This window comes from Parasphingorhabdus pacifica (assembly GCF_054779195.1).
Genome location: NZ_BAAGYS010000014.1, coordinates 138,856 through 159,959 on the forward strand (window position 1 = coordinate 138,856; position 21,104 = coordinate 159,959).

22 protein-coding genes, 2 tRNA genes and 1 pseudogene are annotated in these 21,104 nt (G+C 66.7%); 11 read left to right on the forward strand and 14 right to left on the reverse strand.

The genetic code is table 11. The annotated features are described in order from the left end of the window. Nucleotides 1-37: 37 nt before the first annotated feature. Nucleotides 38-208: a hypothetical protein gene (locus ACYVAN_RS20810; protein ID WP_460962159.1), complete on the reverse strand. Its 171-nt coding sequence runs from the start codon at nucleotides 206-208 to the stop codon at nucleotides 38-40. A 6-nt stretch (nucleotides 209-214) separates the two neighbouring features. After that, on the reverse strand, nucleotides 215-1,243 hold the full coding sequence (locus ACYVAN_RS20815; RefSeq protein WP_460962161.1) for an ion channel: 1,029 nt from the start codon (nucleotides 1,241-1,243) through the stop codon (nucleotides 215-217). 292 nt (nucleotides 1,244-1,535) lie between these two features. Between ACYVAN_RS20815 and ACYVAN_RS20820 the strand changes: the two genes are divergently transcribed. Further along, a complete protein-coding gene (locus ACYVAN_RS20820; protein ID WP_460962163.1) occupies nucleotides 1,536-2,129 on the forward strand; it encodes a GNAT family N-acetyltransferase in 594 nt (197 codons plus the stop codon). A gap of 79 nt (nucleotides 2,130-2,208) precedes the next feature. Here the strand turns inward: ACYVAN_RS20820 and ACYVAN_RS20825 are convergent, their stop codons facing one another. Then, nucleotides 2,209-3,327, reverse strand: a complete 1,119-nt coding sequence (locus ACYVAN_RS20825) for a DUF4185 domain-containing protein (RefSeq protein ID WP_460962165.1) — start codon at nucleotides 3,325-3,327, stop codon at nucleotides 2,209-2,211. Between the two features lie 135 nt (nucleotides 3,328-3,462). On the opposite strand from ACYVAN_RS20825, the gene ACYVAN_RS20830 reads away from it, so the two are divergent. From ACYVAN_RS20830 to ACYVAN_RS20860, 7 genes are all read left to right on the forward strand, one after another. Continuing rightward, nucleotides 3,463-4,203, forward strand: coding sequence for a hypothetical protein (locus ACYVAN_RS20830; protein WP_460962167.1), 741 nt, complete (start codon nucleotides 3,463-3,465; stop codon nucleotides 4,201-4,203). Between the two features lie 8 nt (nucleotides 4,204-4,211). Further along, nucleotides 4,212-4,442: a hypothetical protein gene (locus ACYVAN_RS20835; RefSeq protein ID WP_460962169.1), complete on the forward strand. Its 231-nt coding sequence runs from the start codon at nucleotides 4,212-4,214 to the stop codon at nucleotides 4,440-4,442. A 74-nt stretch (nucleotides 4,443-4,516) separates the two neighbouring features. Then, nucleotides 4,517-4,933 (forward strand): SgcJ/EcaC family oxidoreductase, encoded by a 417-nt coding sequence (locus ACYVAN_RS20840; RefSeq protein ID WP_460962171.1) that lies wholly within the window; start codon nucleotides 4,517-4,519, stop codon nucleotides 4,931-4,933. Between the two features lie 165 nt (nucleotides 4,934-5,098). Continuing rightward, nucleotides 5,099-5,854 (forward strand): SDR family oxidoreductase, encoded by a 756-nt coding sequence (locus ACYVAN_RS20845; RefSeq protein WP_460962173.1) that lies wholly within the window; start codon nucleotides 5,099-5,101, stop codon nucleotides 5,852-5,854. A gap of 58 nt (nucleotides 5,855-5,912) precedes the next feature. After that, on the forward strand, nucleotides 5,913-6,974 hold the full coding sequence (locus tag ACYVAN_RS20850; protein WP_460962175.1) for a LysR family transcriptional regulator: 1,062 nt from the start codon (nucleotides 5,913-5,915) through the stop codon (nucleotides 6,972-6,974). A gap of 320 nt (nucleotides 6,975-7,294) precedes the next feature. After that, nucleotides 7,295-8,146, forward strand: a complete 852-nt coding sequence (locus tag ACYVAN_RS20855; protein WP_460962177.1) for an SAM-dependent methyltransferase — start codon at nucleotides 7,295-7,297, stop codon at nucleotides 8,144-8,146. Nucleotides 8,147-8,222: 76 nt separating this feature from the next. Next, nucleotides 8,223-8,600 (forward strand): TraR/DksA family transcriptional regulator, encoded by a 378-nt coding sequence (locus ACYVAN_RS20860; RefSeq protein ID WP_460962179.1) that lies wholly within the window; start codon nucleotides 8,223-8,225, stop codon nucleotides 8,598-8,600. A gap of 195 nt (nucleotides 8,601-8,795) precedes the next feature. On the opposite strand, the gene ACYVAN_RS20865 is transcribed toward ACYVAN_RS20860, so the two are convergent. Next, nucleotides 8,796-9,365: a TetR/AcrR family transcriptional regulator gene (locus ACYVAN_RS20865; protein ID WP_460962181.1), complete on the reverse strand. Its 570-nt coding sequence runs from the start codon at nucleotides 9,363-9,365 to the stop codon at nucleotides 8,796-8,798. Between the two features lie 89 nt (nucleotides 9,366-9,454). On the opposite strand from ACYVAN_RS20865, the gene ACYVAN_RS20870 reads away from it, so the two are divergent. The 3 genes from ACYVAN_RS20870 (at nucleotide 9,455) to ACYVAN_RS20880 (ending at nucleotide 12,111) form a co-directional block, all read left to right on the forward strand. After that, nucleotides 9,455-10,492, forward strand: coding sequence for a zinc-binding dehydrogenase (locus ACYVAN_RS20870; protein ID WP_460962183.1), 1,038 nt, complete (start codon nucleotides 9,455-9,457; stop codon nucleotides 10,490-10,492). 168 nt (nucleotides 10,493-10,660) lie between these two features. After that, nucleotides 10,661-11,224: a hypothetical protein gene (locus tag ACYVAN_RS20875; protein WP_460962586.1), complete on the forward strand. Its 564-nt coding sequence runs from the start codon at nucleotides 10,661-10,663 to the stop codon at nucleotides 11,222-11,224. A gap of 263 nt (nucleotides 11,225-11,487) precedes the next feature. Beyond that, nucleotides 11,488-12,111 carry a hypothetical protein gene (locus ACYVAN_RS20880; RefSeq protein ID WP_460962185.1) on the forward strand — a complete coding sequence of 208 codons (624 nt, stop codon included), beginning with the start codon at nucleotides 11,488-11,490 and terminating at the stop codon, nucleotides 12,109-12,111. A gap of 1,385 nt (nucleotides 12,112-13,496) precedes the next feature. Here ACYVAN_RS20880 and ACYVAN_RS20885 read toward each other — a convergent pair. The 10 genes and pseudogenes from ACYVAN_RS20885 to dnaG form a co-directional block, all read right to left on the reverse strand. Next, nucleotides 13,497-14,780: a WXG100 family type VII secretion target gene (locus tag ACYVAN_RS20885; RefSeq protein WP_460962188.1), complete on the reverse strand. Its 1,284-nt coding sequence runs from the start codon at nucleotides 14,778-14,780 to the stop codon at nucleotides 13,497-13,499. Next, a pseudogene (locus ACYVAN_RS20890) lies at nucleotides 14,777-15,022 on the reverse strand (type VII secretion target); the annotation flags it as partial. The gene ACYVAN_RS20885 and the pseudogene ACYVAN_RS20890, both read right to left, overlap by 4 nt. A gap of 73 nt (nucleotides 15,023-15,095) precedes the next feature. Next, entirely contained in the window at nucleotides 15,096-15,506 is a 411-nt protein-coding gene (locus ACYVAN_RS20895; protein WP_460962189.1) for a YbaB/EbfC family nucleoid-associated protein, read from the reverse strand. Nucleotides 15,507-15,524: 18 nt separating this feature from the next. Beyond that, a complete protein-coding gene (locus tag ACYVAN_RS20900; RefSeq protein WP_460962191.1) occupies nucleotides 15,525-16,361 on the reverse strand; it encodes a DUF6346 domain-containing protein in 837 nt (278 codons plus the stop codon). 476 nt (nucleotides 16,362-16,837) lie between these two features. Continuing rightward, nucleotides 16,838-16,912 (reverse strand) — tRNA-Ile (locus ACYVAN_RS20905). Nucleotides 16,913-17,105: 193 nt separating this feature from the next. Continuing rightward, the gene (locus ACYVAN_RS20910) at nucleotides 17,106-17,309 is read right to left on the reverse strand and encodes a hypothetical protein (protein ID WP_460962193.1); all 204 of its coding nucleotides are present in this window, start codon (nucleotides 17,307-17,309) and stop codon (nucleotides 17,106-17,108) included. 378 nt (nucleotides 17,310-17,687) lie between these two features. Next, nucleotides 17,688-17,759: transfer RNA gene (locus tag ACYVAN_RS20915), tRNA-Asn, on the reverse strand. Between the two features lie 89 nt (nucleotides 17,760-17,848). Next, nucleotides 17,849-18,607 (reverse strand): trans-aconitate 2-methyltransferase, encoded by a 759-nt coding sequence (locus ACYVAN_RS20920; protein WP_460962195.1) that lies wholly within the window; start codon nucleotides 18,605-18,607, stop codon nucleotides 17,849-17,851. A gap of 32 nt (nucleotides 18,608-18,639) precedes the next feature. Further along, entirely contained in the window at nucleotides 18,640-19,182 is a 543-nt protein-coding gene (locus tag ACYVAN_RS20925; protein ID WP_460962197.1) for a hypothetical protein, read from the reverse strand. Continuing rightward, nucleotides 19,179-21,080: a DNA primase gene (gene dnaG, locus ACYVAN_RS20930; RefSeq protein ID WP_460962199.1), complete on the reverse strand. Its 1,902-nt coding sequence runs from the start codon at nucleotides 21,078-21,080 to the stop codon at nucleotides 19,179-19,181. Before dnaG ends, ACYVAN_RS20925 begins: the two co-directional genes overlap by 4 nt. Nucleotides 21,081-21,104: the final 24 nt, after the last annotated feature.

Below are 21,104 nucleotides of genomic sequence, written 5' to 3' on the forward strand. Positions count from 1 at the left end.
CGGTGGATCTTCGGAGGCCTGCGGGTGCGGTCCGCGCTCATCTTGGTGTGAGCGCGACCGCTGCCGCGGCCACGGCGTCGAGTTCCACGTCCGGAACGGCACCGCCACGGGGTTGCGCTTCGGCGACGAGCACCGTCCTGCCGCGCACCCGCGAGTCGTATTGGTCTCCGATGAACGGCACGTCGGAGGAGAACGGGATGTGTCGCACGGAAGATCAGCCGCGCAGTGCTTGTCCGATCTCCGCCGACGTGAGCCTCCGGGGGCTCACGTAGTACAGAACGGCCCCGGCGGGCAGCTCCACGCTCCAGTCCGGGTTGACGTGCAAGTCCTCGGCGCCGCGCGCTGCGAGCACGGTCGCACCGAAGTTCTTGCCGAGCGCGGCCTGGCACTGTTCGACGCGCACCGCGCCCATGGATTCCGGCAGCTCCGTCGAGTAGGTGTTGGCACCGCCCGCGGTCATCAGCTGCGCGTACACCTCGGCGATGCCCGGGGAGGTCAACTCCTCGGTGATCATGCGCGGCGTGTGCCACTGCACGCACCGAATGCTCTCGTCGACGTACTTCAGCAGCGCATCCCGTTCCATGTTCCGCAATGTGACAACGATGTGCGCCCCGGATACGACGTGCCCCACGGTGACCGCGATGGCGAGCGCATCGTTGTCGTCCCGGCCATCCACCAGAACGGCTCGCGCTCGGTGCACTCCTGCCCGCCGCAGGACGTCCGGATCGGTCAGCTCGCCGCGGACGAACTCGACGGAATCCTCGGGCATCGGGTGGGTGGGGCAGTCTTCCCTGGCGGTGAGCACAACACCGCGCTCGCTGTCGGTGAGCAACTCCCGGACGATGCGTTCGGTGCGCTCCGGCTCGTAGCCCAGCACCACGTTGTGGTGGGCGAGTTCGACATCGCCGCTGCCCCGCATCCGTCGTCCTTTCACTTGTTCCAGAACCGACGCCATTCTCGTGAACACCGTCGTCAACGTCACGATCCCGCCGACGATGACATAAGCACCCACGAGGTGCCCCCACGACGATTCCGGATAGAAGTCGCCGTAACCGACGGTGGCCGCCGTGACCACGAAGTACCACCAGTAGTTGGCAGGCTGGACGAGGGTGCTGCCCGCGGGTTCGACGAGCGCCATCAGCGGCCAGCTCGTGATGAACACGGACATGGTCACGGCGATCGGCGTCCACCAGCTCCACAGAACGGAGAAGCGCACCAGCAGCCGGAAGAGGATGGTCGGCACCGCTACCCCCGCCCGTGAGGTGCACGCACCGGGACTTCGCGCGACCGCCGGATTCGCGGCGCGGTCCCTTCATCGGGCACGCGACCTTCCGGTCCGACTGCGTACCTCTGGGCCAGCAGCATCATCCAGGCACACTAACCAACGCCCTCACCAGCAACAACTATGGACATCGACGAGCGTGCCGGACATCACCGGCGTGGTTTCGCACGGCGACGGGCCTCTTACCGCGGGTCAGAGGATCTCGACCACCGCGCGGAGCGCCCGGTTCGCCGATCACCCGCGAGTGCACCCGATGACACACTTCCGACGGTCGGTCCCGCACCGCACCTCCGGAAACACGTCGAAGCCAGACCAGGAGTTCCCGTTGACCTACGGCCATCGCCTCGCCACCCGTGCCGACCTGCCCGCGATCGTCGATATTTACAACTCCACGATTCCGGGCCGGACGAGCACCTGCGATCTCGAACCGGTCAGCGTCGCCTCCCGTGAAGCGTGGTTCGACGCGTCGAGCCCCGGTCGCCGACCCATCTGGGTCGGCTACGACACCCGCTCTCCCCAGGAAGTGACCGGATATCTCTCGTTCGACGAGTTCCTCAACGGCCGGGCCGGATACGACGTGACCGCCGACCTCGCCGTGTACCTCCACCCGGAGCACCGCGGCCGAGGACAGGGAGACCACCTGCTCCGGGAAGCGGTCGCGCACGCTCCGAACCTGGGCGTGCGAACCCTGGCGGCGACCATCTTCGCCCGCAACACCGCCAGTCTCCGGCTCTTCGAATCCTGCGGATTCCGGGAATGGGGACGACTGCCCGGAGTCGCCGAGCTCGACGGCCTCGCCCACGACGTCGTTTTCGTGGGACGACCGGTGGGCGACACCGCGCGGTGACCCACCGGCCGTCCCGATGCGTCACCGCGCGACCGGCCGCGTCACCGCTCGCGCACGACGGCCATGGTCAAGGACACGATCAGGGGCAGTCCGGGGCGCTGCCCGCGAACTGCATCGCCCGGTAAGGCCAGTTCTGGCCCGTGTGCCACTGGCTGACCACCAGGTGCAGGTCCCGCAGCGTCGAACCGGGCACGATGTACCCGCCGTAGAGCTGGGCGACGTGCCCGCCGGCGTGGCCCTCGCGTTCCCACGACGACCCCTGCAGGACCGTCGAACGCGGTGCCTCGTACAGGTTCGCCGTCGGCACGTCCAGATTCATCACGTCGATGCGGTAGTTGCCCGCATCGAAGAAGACCAGCAGCCACCGGCCGTCGACCGGCCGCAAGCACAGTTCCCCGTAGGCGCCGGTGAGGACGAGGGTCGGCGGGTTGCCCCAGGCCCACACCCCCTCCCGGAAACCCCAGCCTTCCCACGCACCGGGGTCGGTCACCCGGTCGGCGGGGACGCGCTGCAGGAGGAGGCCGCGATCCCGCTGGAACCCGGTGGAGAACGCGTAGACCCAACCGTCGTCGCCCAACCCCCAGGTCAGCATCTGGAACAGTCCGCCGAGGTGGTCTCCGGGCCACGTCGTGCCGGTGTGGTGCCAGGTCTCCCCGTTGTCGGTCGAGCGGTGCAGCTCCGTCCAGTGCACGTGGCCGAGTCCTTCGCACACCATCACGTGCATGAACATCTCGTCGCCGATGGTGATGACATCGGTCGGCAGCACCGTGCTCACCCGCCGCCCGTAGATCACCGAATCGTGGTGGTACGGCAACGCCTGGTCGGCGTATGCGCGCGGTCCGGTCGAACCGGTCCACTCGATACCGTTCTTGGCGGTCGCCGGATCTCCGAAGAGCACGACCGGGGATCGCCAACCGGGACCACCCACGCCGGCGCGTTCGAAGGTGTCGCCGAAGACGAACACCAGTCGGCCGTCCGGAGCGGTCGCCGCCGCCCCCAGGTCGGTGCCACCGATCCCGAAGTAGTCCGTCAACCCAGGTCCGGTGAGGTCCTTGACCTTGCGCACCGCCGTCACATCCTTTCCCGATCGCCCTTGGTGATCACGCGCCGCGTTGGTAACAGCGGCGGCGGTGGCACCCGTGGCCAGGTGCCGCGCCCCGCGGATCGCGTCGCGGGCTGCTGCGAATCGACGTCTCACCCCATCGGGTATACCCGCTGACACCCGAGCGGACCGCGACCCTTATTCGATACGCGGGCTCGGTCGATCGGCTGATCGAGTGCTTTTCCGTCGAATCCGGACGCACCACATCGGTCGCCGGGGAAGCTCGGTCCGATGCTCGACCACCCTCCGATGCCGGAGAGCCACGACGCGCGCCGCATGACTCGTTCCCTCCGGGACGCTTTCGAACTGCGCGGCCCGCTGCTCGGCGGTCCCGGTCTGCTGGCGAGGGCCATGTGGCCGGTTCCCCTGGCACTTCTCGTGCTGCTGCCGTTCGAGGTTTTCAGCTGGTGGGCGAGCTGCCGGGTGGGTGTCTGCCGCGATCCCAACCAGGCCGGGGAGCTGCTGTCCGCTGCGCCCGTGGCGGTGTGGCCGGAGATATGGACGAGGTTGCTGCGGATAGGAATCGTCCTGCCCGCTGAGCTGACGGTGATCACGCTGACGGTCCTCGCGCTGGCTGGCGCGTGCACGCGGCAGCGGACCGGCCTGCGGGCGTCGCTGCGCATCGCGCGGGATTCGACTCCGAGACTGGCGGTGCTGGGTCTGCTCTTCTTTCTGGCCCCGGCAGTCCTGATCGCCGTCCCAGCGGTGCTGCTGGAGGCCCCGTACTCCGCGGTGCTTTCCGCGACGGCGACCTGGTCCGACATCCTGCTGATACTGATCCTGCTGCTGACGCTCCTGCTCGGGGCGGTGTGCGGCTTTCTGACTCTGATCTTCGGCTACCTGGCCGTGCTCCCCGTCCTACTCCGGCGAACCCGCGCGATTCCCGCCATCCGCAGCGTCGCCGGGTTGGCGCTCGTGCGGTTGTTCCCGACGCTCGGCACCGCGCTGCTCGCGCAGATGGCCCCGAGCTGATCGGACAGGTGTCGACCGCCGTTGCCACCGCTGACAGCTGGCTGGCGACGGCGCTGAAGCAGTCACTCACCGGTGCCGTGTCGTTGCCGCTCGCCACGAGCCTGTACTTCGTGCGCTTCCTCGACCTGCGTCGCCGCCGGGACGGCTACGATCGCGAACAGCTGGCGGACGATCTTCGAAAGCGCGACCCCCGCCCGCCCGGGGACCACCGAACGGAACCGCAACTCCCTCCGGGGTGACGGTCGATCCGCCCGGCGACCGGGCCTGTCCACTCGTCCCGGAGTCTTCGAGCACTACTCACACAGGAGCTTCTGTGACCGACCGTCCCGTCACCCAGGAAACCTCCAGCGACGAACAGGACGTCCGCGAGATCGAGGGGCTCTTCGCCGAGTTGGAAGAAGCCTTCGCCGAGCACGACCCCGCCAAGTTCGACAGCCGGTTCACCTCGGACGTGGTGTTCACCGCCGTGAACGGACAGCGGTTCTACAGCTGGGAGGAGATCCACAGCTACCACCGGGAACGCCTCACGCACCACGCCGATGACATTCGCACCTGGTACGAGATCGACCACATCGCGTTCCCCACCGAGACCGTCGCCCTGGTGTTCCTCCGCCAGCCCGTGCGCACCCCGCAGGACCAGCGGTCCAACATCGGCACCTGGATCTTGACCAAGAAGGATGGCGCCTGGTGGGTCTGCGCCATGCAGAACACGGCCATCGCCTCGGCGTGAGGTGACGTGCCTGTTGGCTGTCACGCGTCCACTGCCTGCGGGTATCGACTGCCCTTGTCGGGCGACAAGAAGTTCGTGTTTCCCGTATTGCCCGGCACCCCCTAGTGTCGGTAGCGCGACGGGGAAGAGTCGCTGACCAGCACTGACAACGAGGGGGAACGAGCCATGCCGCAGCAGACATTGCAGAACCAGGTCGTGGTGATCGGTGGCGGCGCGAAGAACCTGGGGGGGTTGCTGTCGACGACGTTCGCCGCGGATGGGGCGAAGATCGTGGTGCACTACCACGGCGATTCATCGGCGACCGACGCGGACAAGACCGTCAACGCGGTGCAGGCAGCCGGTTCGGAGGCGGTTGCCGTGCAGGGTGACCTGACGCAGGTGAGCGACGTGCGGCGGTTGTTCGACACCGCGGTGGATACCTTCGGCGGAGTCGACATCGCGGTGAACACCACCGGAATGGTGCTCCGCAAGCCGATCCTGGAGACCACCGAGGAGGAGTACGACCGCATGTTCGCGATCAACTCCAAGGCGGGGTACTTCTTCATCCAGGAAGCGGGCCGTCGGCTCAACGACCACGGCAAGATCATCAGCTTGGGCACGTCCTTGCTGGCCGCGTTCACCGACGGATACTCGACCTACGCCGGCGGGAAGGCTCCGTTGGAGCACTTCACCCGGGCGGCGGCCAAGGAGTTCGCCGACCGCGGCATCTCGGTCAACACCGTGGCCCCCGGCCCGATGGACACCCCGTTCTTCTACCCGCAGGAGACGCCGGAACGGGTCGAGTTCCACAAGTCGCAGGCCATGGAGGGCCAGCTGACCCAGATCGAGGACATCGTGCCGGTCATCCGGCACCTGGCCACCGACGGATGGTGGTTCACCGGTCAAACGCTGTTCCCCAACGGCGGCTACACCACCCGGTAAGGGGAAGAGGGGGGCGCGGTGCGGGCGGCGGTGTTCAACCCCGCCCGCACCGCAAGCTTTGCCCACCGCACCGCGCGAGTGGGTGGTCGGCGGACAATCGGGGGCGGAGGAGTTCGGGCAGCGGGTGCGGGTGCCCGCCGAGCGGACGGCCACATCCGACATCCTCAACGGACATCGGTTCGCCGGCGCCACGCCGACCGACCTCCTGGGCACCCGAGGACAACGCACGGAAGGCGGGCATGAGATGGGGGTGGACCTGCACAAGCTGGAACATCTCGTCGCGGTCGCGGAGGAAGGCACCTTCACCCGCGCAGCGAAACGACTCCACCTGTCCCAGCAAGCCCTGTCCGGCTCCATCCGGGCGCTGGAACGTGAGGTGGGCGTGGACCTGTTGGACCGCGGCGGCAACACTGTCACCGTCCTGCCCGCCGGGCAGGCGCTGATCTCCGACGCACGCGTGCTGCGGGGCGTCGCCCGGTCCGCCGTGCAGCGTGCTCGCCGCATCGGCCGTGGCGAAACCGAGACCTTGCGGATCGGGCACACACCGGCGGTGACCGGGGACGAGATCACCGCCTTGCTGCGCCAGGCGCACACGACTCATCCGGAGCTGGCCACTCAGGTCAATCAGCGCTATCCCGGCGAGCTCACCGACCAGTTGCTCGCGGGCGACCTCGATCTCGGCCTGTGCCGGGGAATGGCGCCGGAACGCGGCCTGGCACGCGGGACGCTCACCCACCACCGACTCAGCGTCGCCGTCGCCGCCGACCACCACCTCGCCGAGGGCGACTCGGTCCGGCTGGGCGAGTTGGCCGACGAACCGATCATGGTGTGGGGCCACCCCGGACGGTCCGGCTACACCGATCTGCTCGTCCGACATTGCCGCCAGGCGGGGTTCGAGCCGGACATCCACCGCAACCCCATCCAGGGCACCCCACCGGTCACCGCCGTCATCGGCACCGGCCACGCCGCTTTCGTGACCGCATTCCCCGGCACGGAAGCCAACGGGAAGGTCCGCGTCCTCGAACTGCATCCGCCGATCTACGCCCCCCTGCACGCGCTCTGGCCCCAACACACCGCCTCCGAGGCTCGTGATGTTCTTCTCCGAACCGCCACGGTCTAGCGCATCACAGGCCGTCCCGAACCAACGCCAGCAGGTCAAACATCGGGATTTTCTCGGGAATTCGCAGCACAATCCATTGCGGATGGTGACCACGGGTGGTTGGCGCCGGGCAGCCGGAACGTCACGCGATCTTGACTTTTGGTCACCCCGCGCCGAATCGCCCCGCGCCATCTGTCCGGGATTTCGCTTTTGCCCGCATGGCAAGGGTTTCCCGTGCGTCCGTCCACACTCTTCTGCATCGTTGCAGTGATCCGGCCGATTGGATCATGGGTTAGCGTGGGCGCGCGCAACGGTGAGCGGGTCGAGTTGGGAGCACAATCATGTCCGAGACGTCTTTCGCGGCGCCGAGTTCGATCCCCGTAGGGGTGGACACGACCCGTGCGAGCATCGCCCGGGTCTACGACGCGGCGCTGAACGGCAAAGACAACTTCGAAGTCGACCGGGAAGTACTGCGGCAGGTCGCCCAGGCCGCACCCGAAGTCAACGACCTCGCCTGGTCGAACCGCAACTTCCTCACCAGGGCATGCCGTTTTCTGGCCGATCAGGCCGGGATCAGGCAGTTCCTCGACTGCGGTTCGGGGTTGCCCACCGCGGAGAACACGCACCAGATCGTGCAGCGCGTGGATGCCGACTCCCAGGTGGTCTACGTCGACAACGACCCCGTGGTGCTCGCACACGGACGCGCGATCCTCGAAGAGAACGACAACACCCATTTCGCGCCGGCCGACATCTTCAAACCCGACGAGGTGCTCGGCAACGAGGTCGTCCGCCAACACCTCGATTTCGATGAGCCGTTGGCGTTGCTGCAGGTGGGAACCCTGCATCACTACACCGACGACAACGCGGCCGATCTGATGCGGGAGTACGTCGACGCGCTTCCGTCGGGCAGCTTCGTCACCCTCGCGCACTTCTTCGACCCGCAGACGCCCGAGCACAGCGCACAGGCGCGCAAGATGGAAGAGCTCTTCTTGCACAGCCCGATGGGATCCGGGCGCTTCCGCACCCGCGACGAGATCCGCGCACTGCTGCCGGGACTGGAGATCGTCGCACCCAGCCCGGGTGCGACAGCCGACGTGGAGTTGTGCGATTACTGGTGGCCGGACGGCCCCAAGCTGCGACCGCTGAACCAAGCCGAGCACTGCATCGCCGCCGTTGTGGGGCGCAAGCCGTAGCGGTGCGTGGCCGTGCGCCTTCCCAGCCGCCGAACCCGCGCCGGAATGGTGAGCGGGGTGGCGGCGTTCACCATTTGTGACCGGTAAAACTCCCCAGGACGGGTCGTCCGAATCGCGGACGGCGCGGGAGCTGCTGGCCGAGGAGCGCGCAGGCGCGCTGGCCCGGATCGAATCCCTGCAACGCCATCTGACGTCCATCCGCGAGGTCTCGACGTGGACGGGCACCGATGACGAGCACGATCCCGAGGGCGCGACCATCGCGTACGAGCGCGCCCAGGTCCAGGGCCTGCTCACGGACGCCCGGCGCGAACTCGAGGCGCTCGAGCGGGCTGCCACGCGCCTGAAAGAGGGCACCTACGGGGTGTGCGAGCGGTGCGGAAACACCATCGCTCCGGAACGCTTGGAAGCGCTGCCCGCCACGACGACGTGCATCACCTGCGCAACCCACCGCTGAGCGCCTCCGGCCCATCGTGTTCACGCAACGGTTTGAGCGTGCGCGGTGATGAGGACGTACTCGCGCCCGCTGATCCGCCTCGGACTCGAGCGTGATCGATATGCTTGGTTCGCTGCCCGAGTGCCACGAAAACCTCTCTCATTCCGAGATCATCCGAACCGGGTCACCCGTTCACAACCTCCCAGGGCAATACAGCTAACGCTCGGCTGTCAGCAGTGCGGTGGCGAGGGCTTCGGCGCGGTGCAGGTGCGTCGTGTCGCCGTCGATACCGTTTTGGGCGACTGCGCCTTCCAGGAGCAGGAACAGTTGTTCGGCAACGGCGTCATGATCGTCCAGCTGGGGACGGTCCTCGGCGACGAGTTCGGTGAGTTTGCGGCGAACCTCGGTCTTGTGTCGGCGGATGACGGTGACCCCGGGATGTTCGGGCGGCAGCTCGGCGGCTGCGTTGAGGAACGCGCATCCCCGCAGGCGGTCCACGTCCGGATGGTGCAGGTAAGCCCGGTAGAGGGCGAGCACGCGGAGTGGTTCGGCTTCGACGAGGCGCTGTTCGAGGTAGTTCCACCAGCGCGTATGGCGGCTCTCGAGGTAGGCCGCTACCAGTCTGTCTTTTGAGCCGTAGCAGTCGTAGAGGGTCTTCTTCGTAACTCCGGCGGATTCGGCGACCGCGGCGACGCCGATGGCGTTGATCCCGTGCCGATAGAACAGCTCGGAGGCCGCCGCAAGCAGGCGTTGCCCCGCCGGTGTCCGGCCTTCACGTTCAACCACGCCGAGCACTATACCTACCGGTGGGTTGACATGGCCAGCTTCGGAAATGCACGCTGATATAAACCGGTCGGTATACCTTGGAGGTGGAGATGCGAGCGGCAGTGTTGACCGGCTTCGGTGGGCCGGAAGTGCTCGAACATCGAGAGGACGCGCCCGTTCCGGAGCCCGCTGTAGGTGAAGTCCTCGTGCGTGTTCGTGCCAGCGCGTTGAACAACACCGACATCTGGACGCGGGAGGGCGCTTATGGTTTGCCGGGGAATCCGGAAGCCAAGGCCGGGTGGCGCGGTTCGATCACATTCCCCCGCATCCAGGGCGGTGATATCGCAGGAACGGTGGCGGCAGTCGGCTCAGGAGTACCTCCGGAACGAGTGGGACGACGAGTGCTGGTCGATCCCGCGATCTACCTCGACCAGAACGAAGACTCACCCCCGGTTGGCCTGCTGGGCAGTGAGGCCGATGGTGGCTTCGCCGAGTACGTAGCCGTGGCCGGCAACCGTGCCCACGATGTCAGCGAGTCCCCGTTGTCGGACGAACAGCTGGCTTGCCTGCCGGTTGCTTACGGCACCGCGATGGGCATGCTCGAGCGGGCCGCACTTCGGGCCGGAGAAACGGTGCTCGTCACCGGAGCCTCGGGCGGAGTCGGTCTTGCGCTGGTCCAGCTGGCCGCGGCCCGCGGAGCCAAGGTGGTCGCGCTGACCAGCAGCAACAAGGGAGAGCAGGTCCTCGATGCCGGCGCGACCCACGTCGTCTTCCGCGAGGCGGACGATCTCGCCGAGCAGATCAGCTCACTGAGCCCCGACGGTCTGGACGTCGTCGCCGATGTCGTCGGCGGGAGCTGGCTTCGACAACTGATGTCGCTGGTCCACGACGAAGGACGCTGGGTCATCGCCGGTGCCATGGCCGGTGCGGTGGTGCACTTCGACCTGCGCAGGCTCTACCTGCACAATCTCAGTCTCATCGGATCGTCCATGCACACCGCGAAACACTTCGCCGCTCTCGTCGAACTGGCGCGCTCCGGCATCCTCCGCCCGCGCATCGCAGGCCGCTACTCCCTGGCCGACATTCACCGAGCACAACAGCAGTTCCTGACGAGCGAACACGTCGGCAAGATCATCACCACTCCCTGATCAAGCGCGATCAGGCCGAGATGAACCCTAACAAGCCGTAGTCGCCTCACAGATTCGTGCCGGGCATGATGCCGGCTCCCGGGCTGGTCACGCGTTCGGCCCGTCAGCAACGTTCTTCAGCAGCGGGCGGACATTCCGCGTGGCAACCCGCTCGGCGTCCTGGAGCACATCGACGGACGGCCGTGGTCCGCAGCGGCCCTCGCCGGTGTCCTCGGGATGCTCTGCTGGGCGATGGCCTTCGCGTCGATCGGGCGCACCTTGTGGGACCCGGTGAGCAGGTCGATTGCCCGAATGGCCCAACCCGTACTGATCGTCGCCGTCGCCCTGTTCGCCGTCACCTACGCCCACGAGAGCTTCAGCAGCGATGTCCTGGCGCGGCAATGGGCGGCAGGCGAACTCGACGCCGGTTCGGCAACGGCCGACGCGCGGATCACCGAGGGGCTCATCGGTGGCACTTCCATCCTGTCCCAGACCCTCCTGGGGTTGGCGCTCGCCGTCCATGCCCTGGCGATGCTGCGGACCAAGCAGTACCCACGCGTGCTGACCTGGATCGGCATCGTCGGGACGCTAGGCTGGTTCCTCGGTGGCTCCGCACTTTTCCTGCGGCTGCCAGGGATCTCGTTCGAACTTCTGCTGCCGTTCGTCGGCCTGGCGATGGTGTGGGTGGTCGGCATTGGGATCAGCCTCCTCCGCCGCAGCGGCACGGTTCGCGGCCTAGCTGCGCGCTGGTGACGACCGGTCGTGGACCTGCATCGCGCCACCTGACCGATCATCAGAACCACACCGTGAGCGCGTGCGTGCGGCGCAGACTTCGAAATCCGGTGGACGTCGCGACAGGTGGTGCTTACGTTTCAGCGTGATGCAGGAGTTCTTCTTCCGTCTCGGGTAGCAACCGCAGCGCCGCGTTCTACGCGGCCCGGTCGGCTACCGACCACCTTCGGCGTGAGAAGCCGCCGAAGTGATTCGTCGTCCGCGAAACACGAAGAAGGTATTTCATGCTGCTGCTCGTCTCCGGTGCTTCAGGCGTCGGCAAGACCACCGCCCGCCTCGCCGCCGCCCCGCTGCTGAGCGACACCGTCGAGACGGCGGAGCTGTTCACACTCGGCCCGATTCCCGCTGTCCCGACGATCGCCTGGCGCCACCAACAGGTGGAGGTCGCCGTCCAGAAGGCCGTCGAATTGGATCGTGACGGTCGGCACCTGCTGTTCGCCGGTGACCCCGTCCCCGCGGGCGAGGTGCTGGCGGCGCCGTCCGCCGACGAGATCGATATCGCTGTAAGCCTGCTCGACGCGGACGAGCCCACGCAGACGAAGCGCCTGCAGGCCCGCGGAGATCCGCCGGAGTTGTTGCCGCGCCACGTCCAGTTCGCCGACTGGCTGCGTCGGCACGCCACCGATCCCACGCATGTGCCCGAGGCCGTCACCACCGATGCGTGGTCCAACATGTGTTGGGAGCGGTGGGCCGGTCGGGATGATCTCGCGGACAGGTGGGCGATGAACGTGATCGACACGTCGGTACTCGATGTCCACGATGTTGCGCGAGCACTGGTGGGCTGGTGCCACTCGGTGCTGGCCGGTGACGCACCTGTGTTCCGCCGAGGCTGGCACATCAGGCACTGAGTCCTCGCCCACCCTGCTCCGCACCGGGCAGGGTGAGCGAACGGCCGAGCTCATGCTCTCGTCCGCTCCCCCTTGCTTGGTGCGCTCTGTGGCCGCTTCATGGACAGCCCAGAAGAAGTCGGCATTATTAGCGACGTCGACCTGTACACAGAGATCGTGTTAAGCGGATCGTTCTTGCATGGCGGAACCAGGGACGAAATTTCCAATCACACAGTGAAGCCTTCCACTCTCGAACGGTAAGAGAAACGCCTCAATTCAGGTTGGTTCAAATCGAGCCGTCCTCCTTTCCCACGGGCACATTACTCGTCTACTCCAACGCTGCGACCTATTCACCTTTGGGAACCCGAAGACTGGGTGGGAATGGCTTCGAAACCACACGGATCCATATGGACGTCCGCCTTCTTGCCGAACGGAACTTCCGCCTGGGATTGGGTCGAGCCCAAGGTCGCCAGAGGAAGCACGAGAGCGCTTCATGAATTGCATTTTCGATACAGGTGCCGCGAATGTGCACACGATCGACTCACTGGGCGACTACATCGAGCTAGTTCGCGAGTTCCCCGCGCGTACTTCGGATAGCAGAATAAACGTTTACTGGAAACGTGTCGCAGAGGCTTTTGATGCAGTCCACCTCACAACCAAAGGGGTGCTTTATGCCGCCGGCGTAAGTACGACCGTTCACCGCCTACCGAGCATGCTGATAGGCTGGGAAGCCGAATCTACGGCTTGGCTCAGAGAGCCACCTAATGTATTCGTTCAAACCGCTTTCTAATGAACCCAGTACAGCGAATTACTTCCGTTTCGGCATGCTGCTCCCCAGGTCCTCAGCCGTTTTCCGGTCAGAAGCCGCCACCCATGCCGCGAGCCAGACGAGGGGGCTCCAATCCTCGCCGAGGCTGAACGCCTCTTCCGACAGCCGCGCTGCCTCCTCCGGCGTCCGCGGAGCGGGTTCCGGTCGCTTCTGCTTCGGCTTGCGCGTACCCGAGCAGGATTTGAGCCGATCCAGTCCCACCGTTCCACAGCGTCGAGCGTGCCACTGATGATGAAGTGGATCTGCCGGACGGTTGAGGCGACCATTGGCTTGCACTGGTGCGGCTTGCAGCCAGCAGCGGCGCAATCGTGCTCGCCGGCCCTCGTGGGCCGTTCGATGATCGGCTGCCCGCTGCACCGGACCCGGCAGCGCCGGAGATCGGTGTAGAGGCGCTCCAGAACGTGCGCGGTGATCTTGTAGGCGGCCGTGTCACCGAGCGCCGAGCGATAGCCCGGGGTCGTGGGCTCGAATCTCTACGGGTGTTCTGTCCATCTTCTCTGGTAATCGGCACGGCGAGACTGGCCGGAAGCTGTTCTGCTGGTCCCCTGCCCTGTCGAATAGTGCACCTGGCTGGAAGTCACGTCGGGAAGTTTTCCTCAGCAGAAGGAATTGTTCCGGACAGGTGGTGGGATCCGTCGTAGTATTCCTTGCCGCTGTCCTCGGCGTAGTTCTGCTCGTGGTACTGCTCGGCACCGAGCGCGCCGCGAGCGAACTGGCTCTCCGGTTTGCGTACATCGGATGCGGTCTCGGCGGTTTCGCGTGCTGCCGAGTTGTTGATGCTGCCGCCCTCTCGCCACAGAGTGGCGTTGTCGACGGCTTTCTGGGTGCCCTGTTGAGCGGCCCTCCCGAGCCCGTCGGCGTTGGCCATCGTCTCCACACCCCTACCGCCGAGTTGCTCGGCTCCTTTGCCGACGTTGCCCGCAGCGTCTGCTCCGCGGACGCTTGCGCCGCCCAGCGCGTCGCTGCCCCGGCCAACCACGCCTGCCGTGGATCCGAGCGCATCGGAGGCTTTGGCCGTGGCCTGGCCGGCGGCGGTCGCGCCACCGGCGAGCGCGGGCGAGGTCGGGAATGCCGTCCCGCCGCTGGTGGTGAGCTTCGCGCCGACCTTTGCGCCCGCTTCGGCCATATCGTCGAGGGCCTTGGCCAGGTGCGTGCCTGCCTTCCCGAGCTTTCCGAGTAGCTGGCTGATCTTGGTTGCGATCTTGGCGAGCGTCATCCCGACGCGGCCGGCCGCGTAGCCGAGGTAGCCGGCCACTGTCGCCCCGAAGCTGACGACGGAACCGGCGAGGGCGGCCAACGCGCCCTTGATGAGCTCGGCGACGACCGCGGCGATGATGTCGCGGAGCAGGCCGCGGCAGGTGGCGACCATGGTGCCCGCGGTTGCGATCGCCCCCGAGGCGGTCCCTGCACTGACCGACATCGCCTCGACGCCCTCGGCGAGTTCAGCCGACCGTTGCCGGTAGGCGTTGCACGCCGGCCCGGCCCACCCGGCGGTGTCTGTTTGAACCTGTCCTGGGATCTCCTGGGCTAGCTTCTCCAGATCGGTCTTGACCTGCTCCCAGGTGTCGGCGCCCTCTTTGATCGCGTTCGGGTCGCCAGCGACGAAGTCGAGGGCTTCTCGCAGCGGAGAGAAGTGCTCCATAAGCCATCCGACGCCGGCGGCCAGCGCCGAACCGATCGGGTCGATCGTCGTGATCAGCGCGTCGAGTGCGAGCACGCCGCCGCTGGCGGCAAACTCGCCCCAGTCCTCGTTCGCGAACGCGTCGCGGGTCGCTCGTGCCGAGTCCACGATCCCCGCACCGGCTGTGTGCGCACCGGATTCGACGGCTTCGCTGTCGACGTCCACGAAGTTAGGGGTCATGGCTGCACCTGCCCCAGGCAGTCGGCGTTCTTGCTATCAGTGTCCTGATAGTCCTTGGCTGCCTCGTTCACCCGGCTGCCGAGATCACGAGTCAGCTCAGAGAACTCCTGGATCTCGGCCGCGGCTTGCTGTGAGGTTTGCCGGGCTTCACCAGCGAACACCTGGCCCACCAGCCCGAAGCTGTCGGTGCCGAACGACACGGAGTCGCCCTTCTTCCCGGCGGCAGCGATGTCGTCAGCGAGACCGGTGAGCCACCGCGAGTGCGCAGTTCAACTGTTCGGGACTGACATTGAACATGTGGAACGCTCCTGTTGGTCAGCGCAGAAAACTCTGAGGTGGTTCGTCGTCGATGTCCGGGTCGCCAGTAGAACTCGTGCCAGGCTCTTCCGGTTCCGCCGGTAGCTGGGTTCGAAGAAATTCCATCGCCGACGCGCCTGCGAACGGTTCCACGGTCTGCACGACCTGGTGTGCCACTTTCGCTTGTGCCTCTCCCGCCAGCCGCAAGATGGTCGCGCTGAGCTCGCCCGGCCCGCGCTGCACCGCGCGCTGGTCGATTTGCAGGTCCTTGAGGGCACCGTTGGAGCTGACGGTTACCGAGACACCACCGTCGCTGGCGGTCTCGGTCAGGGATCCGAGTTGTTCCTGGATTTGCTGCGACTGCCGCACCATGTCCTCTGCGCGGTCCTGGAGCGAGGACAGGAACTGCTGATCTGACTGATCATCCAAACCGAATACCTCTCTGTCTCAAGTGGCTTCTTGGAGTTGCCAAATGCGTCCGGCGACCAGTCGCCCCCGGGCACCGAAGGCGACGGCGACTATGGGCAGCGCGGTGAGCGCGGCGGTTCCCAGCAAGGCTTGTCCGCTGAGCACGCCAGCTGTCAGCCCGAGTCCTCCTAGGAGGAGCAGCAGGTTTGCCCGGAACAGGCGACCGCTGACCGCGACCGGGAGCTCGCGGTCTGGGTATCCGCTGCGCTGCCGACTGACTGCCAGGGCAGCCCCCACAGCGAGGAATGCGTGGCCCGCGATGATCACTACCATCGGCAGCCAGGTCAGGACGCTCAGATGGCCGCTGCCCAGCCCACCCGCGATGACCAACCACCACCCGGCGGCGAGTACCGCGGGAGGCCAGATCTGCCGACGCGATCGGCGGCGACGCTCCCCGTCGGGACTGCGCGGTGGGATTCCCGGGATTCGGAAGCCTACGAGCGCGAGCCCGAGTAGCGGCATGAACAGCGCCCAGCCCAGCGCGGAGTACGGCGCGGGATCGTCGACGACTACGTTGCTCCCGCGGTTGTCCAGTTCGCGGCGTTCGACGGGGGCCGGGCTCGTGTAGTTGTGCGGAGTTAGATCCGAGAACTTAAACGAGTGTTCGTCGGTGCTCCCATTTGTCCAGGTGATGGTCGCGTCGCAAGTCCACCACCAGCCCAGTCCTGACATGCTGATCGGGCCGACGTGCTCGCACCGAGTAGCCAGTGCCGTTCCCCGGTCGGTCGGCGTGCCGTCGGTGGCCATAGTTCCGGTCGCACCCATGACCGTGTGGAACACGGCGAGCACGAGGAGTCGGACCACGACCTGCGACACGATATAGCCGATGCGCCACGCTCGGTTCGGGGAAGTTGGCGACTCCTCTTGAGGCAACATGTCGTCGGAAGGCACTAAATTCCTGTCCTGTTCAGCAAGATCAGAGGCAGCGCAAATCTACCAACGGCCACCGTCGTGTTCGTCCAGAATCGCAGAGACGCATACCGCGCCATCGCGGCCCGGATGACAGGGCGCCTGAAGGGCGCCAGCGATGTAGTGCACACAGTTCGGGCGCGTGTGGTGGGCGATGGCGCACTCGGCCGGCCAAGCAAGTGCGGCACCTGCTCTGGCATGGGGCTGGGGCAGCGGGTTCACGTGTGCCCGGTGAGATGCCCCTCGGGCGTCGTGAATTCCCCTGTTAAGTTGCCGGTCGCCGCCGCAGTTGAGCCTGTGGCTGGTGGTCCCCAGCCAGGCTGGCTGGGTGGGTGGGTGGGGCTGACGCCAGCGAGGACCATGCAAGCTGCCTGGTCAGAAGGTGGGGCAGGTCGGATTTGAACCGACGACCTGACGGATTATGAGTCCGCTGCTCTGACCTGCTGAGCTACTGCCCCTGCAGGTGCCCTTGTGAGGCACGCTGTGAGCGTGATCGTAGCGACTCGCGCGGCGGAATGTTTCTCGGGTCCGAGGATCCGCTCGCCTGCGGGTCGCTGCGAGGTGAACCGGGGGCTCAGCCCCCGCACGCGAACGGGGCCGGTGCACCGCTGCGGTGCGCCGGCCCCGTCGGGGACGCTGTTCGGCCCGCGTTCACAAGAACATGACGATGTCGAACGCACCGGAAAGCTGACCGATGATCACGACCGTCGTGAGCAGCGCCCCGAGGCTCGCGACCGTCAGAACCGACAACATCATCAGGTAGACGACGGCTTTGATCGGCTTCGGCAGCGTGGTCACCGCCGAGAGGTCCGGCATCGAGAAGTGTGGTTCCCGGCCGATGCTGGGTGTGGACATCTGTTTTCCCCCGTCCTGTTGTCCTCGTTCAAACAAAAGCACCACCACTCCGAGGACGGAGAGCAATGGCGGTCACGTTGTACTTAACGCATCACGAACGCGTCACGTTGGTCGCCCCAGCGAGCCTGCAGTCCACAAATCGGCACTGTTCATCGCGTCGACCTGCGTAAACACTGCGGGGATCCTCCTGTGGATTCCGCACCACAAGGATCGGATCGTCACGTTGGCGGGGATCGTTACCCGACCCTGACCGCGCCGACATCAGACCGCCCGAACGAGCGAAAACGGCACGCGACGGGACGCTCGACCATGCCAACCCAGTCTTGCACCGAACGCGAAAAAAGGGACACCGCCGAAACGGTGTCCCCTTTTCACAGGCTCCTCCGACTGGACTCGAACCAGTAACCTTTCGGTTAACAGCCGAATGCTCTGCCATTGAGCTACGGAGGAATGTTTTGTTTTCACCAGCTCCGTCGTGCTGATGGATACTACTTTAGCCCATGCCCAACAGCCCCTCACACCCACCCCCCCTCCTCGATCTACCCGCGGTGGGCCACCACGAAGATCCGGCGGAACGGGAACCACGTCGTACCGTCGCTGCGCTGCGGGTAAGCGGACCGGAGCCGGGGAGCGAGCTGCCCGCGGAACCGCTGCCACCGATCCTCGTCCAGCACCGAGCGCAGCGGCCGCAACGCGGTACCGGAGATCCAGTCCAGGACCGGATCCTCCCCGCTCAGGCGCTGAACGTAGGTGGTCTCCCACACGTCCGCGGTGGCGCCGAGGTCCGCGAGGACATCGGCGTAGACCAGTGGATCCGGCACCACGTCGGGCCCGTGCACCGCCTCTGCCAGATCCTGCCACTCGGGTTCGGCGACCAGCTCCCGCACCAGCGCGTGCGACGGTGCCGCGTAGTTGCCCGGCACCTGGAACGCGAACCAGGCCCCGTGCGGCAGTTGCGGGAGCCAATCGCGGATGAGGTCGAGGTGTTCGGGGATCCACTGCAGCACCGCGTTGCACAGCACCACGTCGGTGTCCGGCAGGGGCCGCCAGTCCCGGACATCCTCCAGTCGGGCATCGACACCCCGCGAGCGGGCCGCCTTGACCATTTCCGGTGACGAATCGGTCGCCTCGACCGTGGCTTCCGGCCATCGGCCGGTGAGCAGCGAGGTGAGGTTCCCCGCGCCGCAACCGAGGTCGACGACCCTGCGGGCACTGCTCGCGCCCACCCGGGCAAGCAGGTCGTGCGCGGGCCGAACGCGGTGATCGCTGAACGCGAGGTACGTCTCCGGATTCCACATGCCCTTAACCGTACAGCCGTACTGCTCGCGGGTCAGCTGCTGGATTCCTTGGCCTGGCGCAACCGGTCCGCGATCTCGTGGGCGAAGGCGGTCACCGCGGTCTCGTCCGTACCCGGGTCTGCCCGGACCTGCAGCACTATCCCGTCCTCGCCGGGCACCTTGCGCTGCACGAACCACGCCCCGCCACCGGGCAGGTCGCGGTGGTGGCTGGATCGGATCGAGCCCGTGACCCGCTCGTGCACCACATCGGGCAGCCGACCCGAGCGGTCCAAGCCGAACCGGCTCGGCGGCAGGTCGCGCAGCAGCACCGCATCACCGGCCGAGCCATCGTGTTCGGCCTCGATGACGGTGAGCACGCCGTCCTTCCAGGTGGCCTTGCTGATCAGGTCCCAACCGACGCGCCGGGGGCCGTCCGGAACCCACAGGCCCAGATGCGTGGCCACGAGCAGGCCGTCCCGAGTGCGCGCGGAGGCCAACACCCGTTCTTCCGAGCCGAGCAGCGCGGCGAACTCCTCCGGGACCGACTCCGTGCCGTTCAAGCGAGCGACGAACCGCCGTAACCAGGAACTCCTCATACCAACCCACCCATGGCCTGATCCAGCAATGCCTTGCGGTACTGCTCCAAAGCCACGAGATCACCGAACAGCGCGTGGTACTCGTCGGCGTTCTCCAGCGGCGACAACCGCTGCACGCGGGACTTGATGTCAGCGATCTGGCGCCCCACCAGGTTCTCCTGCAGCCGCGCGATCACGCCCGCCACGTAGCGGTGGTCCTCCTCCGACTTGGTGTCCGGGGTTTCCACCGCGAGCTGCGTGAGCAGGCTGCGTGCCACTTGGCTCTCGCACTGCTGGCTCACCGCTTCGATCAGGGCCGCACCCGCCAGCCCGGTCATCGTTCCGCCCGCCGCGAGGATGGCGCGGTGCAGCTCGGCATAGGCGGGTTCGGTGAAGGCCTCCTCCGGCAGCGAGTCGTAGAGCGGGCCCGCCAGCGCGGGAACCTGCAGCGCCGCCTTCAAGGTCTCCCGCTGGGACCAGCACGGGTCGTGCCGCGGTGGTCGCTTGGGCAGGTCCACCTCGGTGCCGAGCGATTCCTGTGCGGGGTTGCTGCGGGGTGCGCGCCGCTTGGGTTTGGCGGGGCCGCCGCCGCTGGCCGCTTCCCGGACCCGGCGGACCACCTGGTTCTCGTCGTTCCAGCCGACCCAGCCAGCGAGTCGCACCGCGTAACCGTCCCGCCGTTCGACGTCCTTGATCTGCGCGACGAGCGGCACGGTTCGCTGGAGGGCGTCGACGCGACCGTCGACCGAATCCAGGTCGTACTCGTTGAGCAGGCTGCGGATGGCGAACTCGAACAGCGGGCGCCGCCGGGCGACGAGGTCGCGGACCGCCACGTCGCCGTTGGCTTCGCGCAGTTCGCACGGGTCCATGCCGTCCGGGGTGATGGCCACGTAGGTCTGGGTGGCGAACTGCTGCTCGCCGTCGAAGGCCTTCAACGCGGCCTTCTTGCCCGCCTCGTCACCGTCGAAGGTGAAGATGACCTCACCGCGAAAGGCGTCGTCGTCCATCATCAGGCGCCGGAGCACCGCGATGTGCTCGTCGCCGAACGCTGTCCCGCACGAGGCGATCGCGGTCGGCACTCCTGCGAGGTGCATGGCCATCACGTCCGTGTAGCCCTCGACCACCACCGCCTGGTGCCGCTTGGCGATCTCGCGCTTGGCGTGGTCGATGCCGAACAGCACCTGCGACTTGTTGAAGATCGGGGTGGCCGAGGTGTTGACGTACTTGGCCTCGATCGGGTCGTCGTCGAAGATCCGGCGCGCACCGAAACCGACCACGTCGCCCGCGAGGTCCTTCAACGGCCACAGCAGCCTGCGGTGGAACCGGTCGATCGGTCCGCGCCTGCCTTCCTTCGCCAGGCCGCCCTGGTAGAGATCGTCGAGTTCGAACCCCTTGGCCAGCAGGTGCTTGGTGAGCTTGTCCCAACCGCCGGGCGCGAAACCGCAGCCGAACTTGGTGGCCGCCGCCTCGTCGAAACCACGTTCGCTGAGGTACTCGCGGGCCTTCTGCGCCTCCGGAGAGCGCAATTGTTCGGTGTAGAACTCCACGGCCGCGCGGTGGGCGTCGACCATGCGGGCGCGCATTCCCCGGTCCTGCTTGCTGGGGGCCGCGCCGCCTTCGTACTGGAGTTGGATGCCCGCGCGGTCGGCGAGCCGCTCGACGGATTCCACGAATCCGAGGTGCTCGCTCTTCATCAGGAAGGCGATGATGTCGCCGCCCTCGCCGCAGCCGAAGCAGTGGAAGGTGCCGTGGCTCGGGCGCACGTTGAACGACGGGGTCTTCTCGTCGTGGAACGGGCACAGCCCCTTCAGCGCGCCGCCACCCGCGTTGCGCAGCGCAACGTACTCACCGACGACGTCGTCGATCCGGATGCGATCGCGTACCTCGGCAATGTCGCTTTCCCGGATCCTGCCAGCCACACCGCCAGTCTAGGAGCCGATCGG

Coding starts and splice junctions, on each gene's coding strand:
- ACYVAN_RS20870 (WP_460962183.1), top strand. CDS start 9,455: ATGCGAGCGGCAGTGTTGACCGGCTTCGGTGGGCCGGAAGTGCTCGAA.
- ACYVAN_RS20880 (WP_460962185.1), top strand. CDS start 11,488: ATGCTGCTGCTCGTCTCCGGTGCTTCAGGCGTCGGCAAGACCACCGCC.
- ACYVAN_RS20855 (WP_460962177.1), top strand. CDS start 7,295: ATGTCCGAGACGTCTTTCGCGGCGCCGAGTTCGATCCCCGTAGGGGTG.
- ACYVAN_RS20885 (WP_460962188.1), bottom strand. CDS start 14,780: ATGACCCCTAACTTCGTGGACGTCGACAGCGAAGCCGTCGAATCCGGT.
- ACYVAN_RS20920 (WP_460962195.1), bottom strand. CDS start 18,607: ATGTGGAATCCGGAGACGTACCTCGCGTTCAGCGATCACCGCGTTCGG.
- ACYVAN_RS20845 (WP_460962173.1), top strand. CDS start 5,099: ATGCCGCAGCAGACATTGCAGAACCAGGTCGTGGTGATCGGTGGCGGC.
- ACYVAN_RS20820 (WP_460962163.1), top strand. CDS start 1,536: ATGACACACTTCCGACGGTCGGTCCCGCACCGCACCTCCGGAAACACG.
- ACYVAN_RS20925 (WP_460962197.1), bottom strand. CDS start 19,182: ATGAGGAGTTCCTGGTTACGGCGGTTCGTCGCTCGCTTGAACGGCACG.
- ACYVAN_RS20830 (WP_460962167.1), top strand. CDS start 3,463: ATGCTCGACCACCCTCCGATGCCGGAGAGCCACGACGCGCGCCGCATG.
- ACYVAN_RS20910 (WP_460962193.1), bottom strand. CDS start 17,309: ATGTCCACACCCAGCATCGGCCGGGAACCACACTTCTCGATGCCGGAC.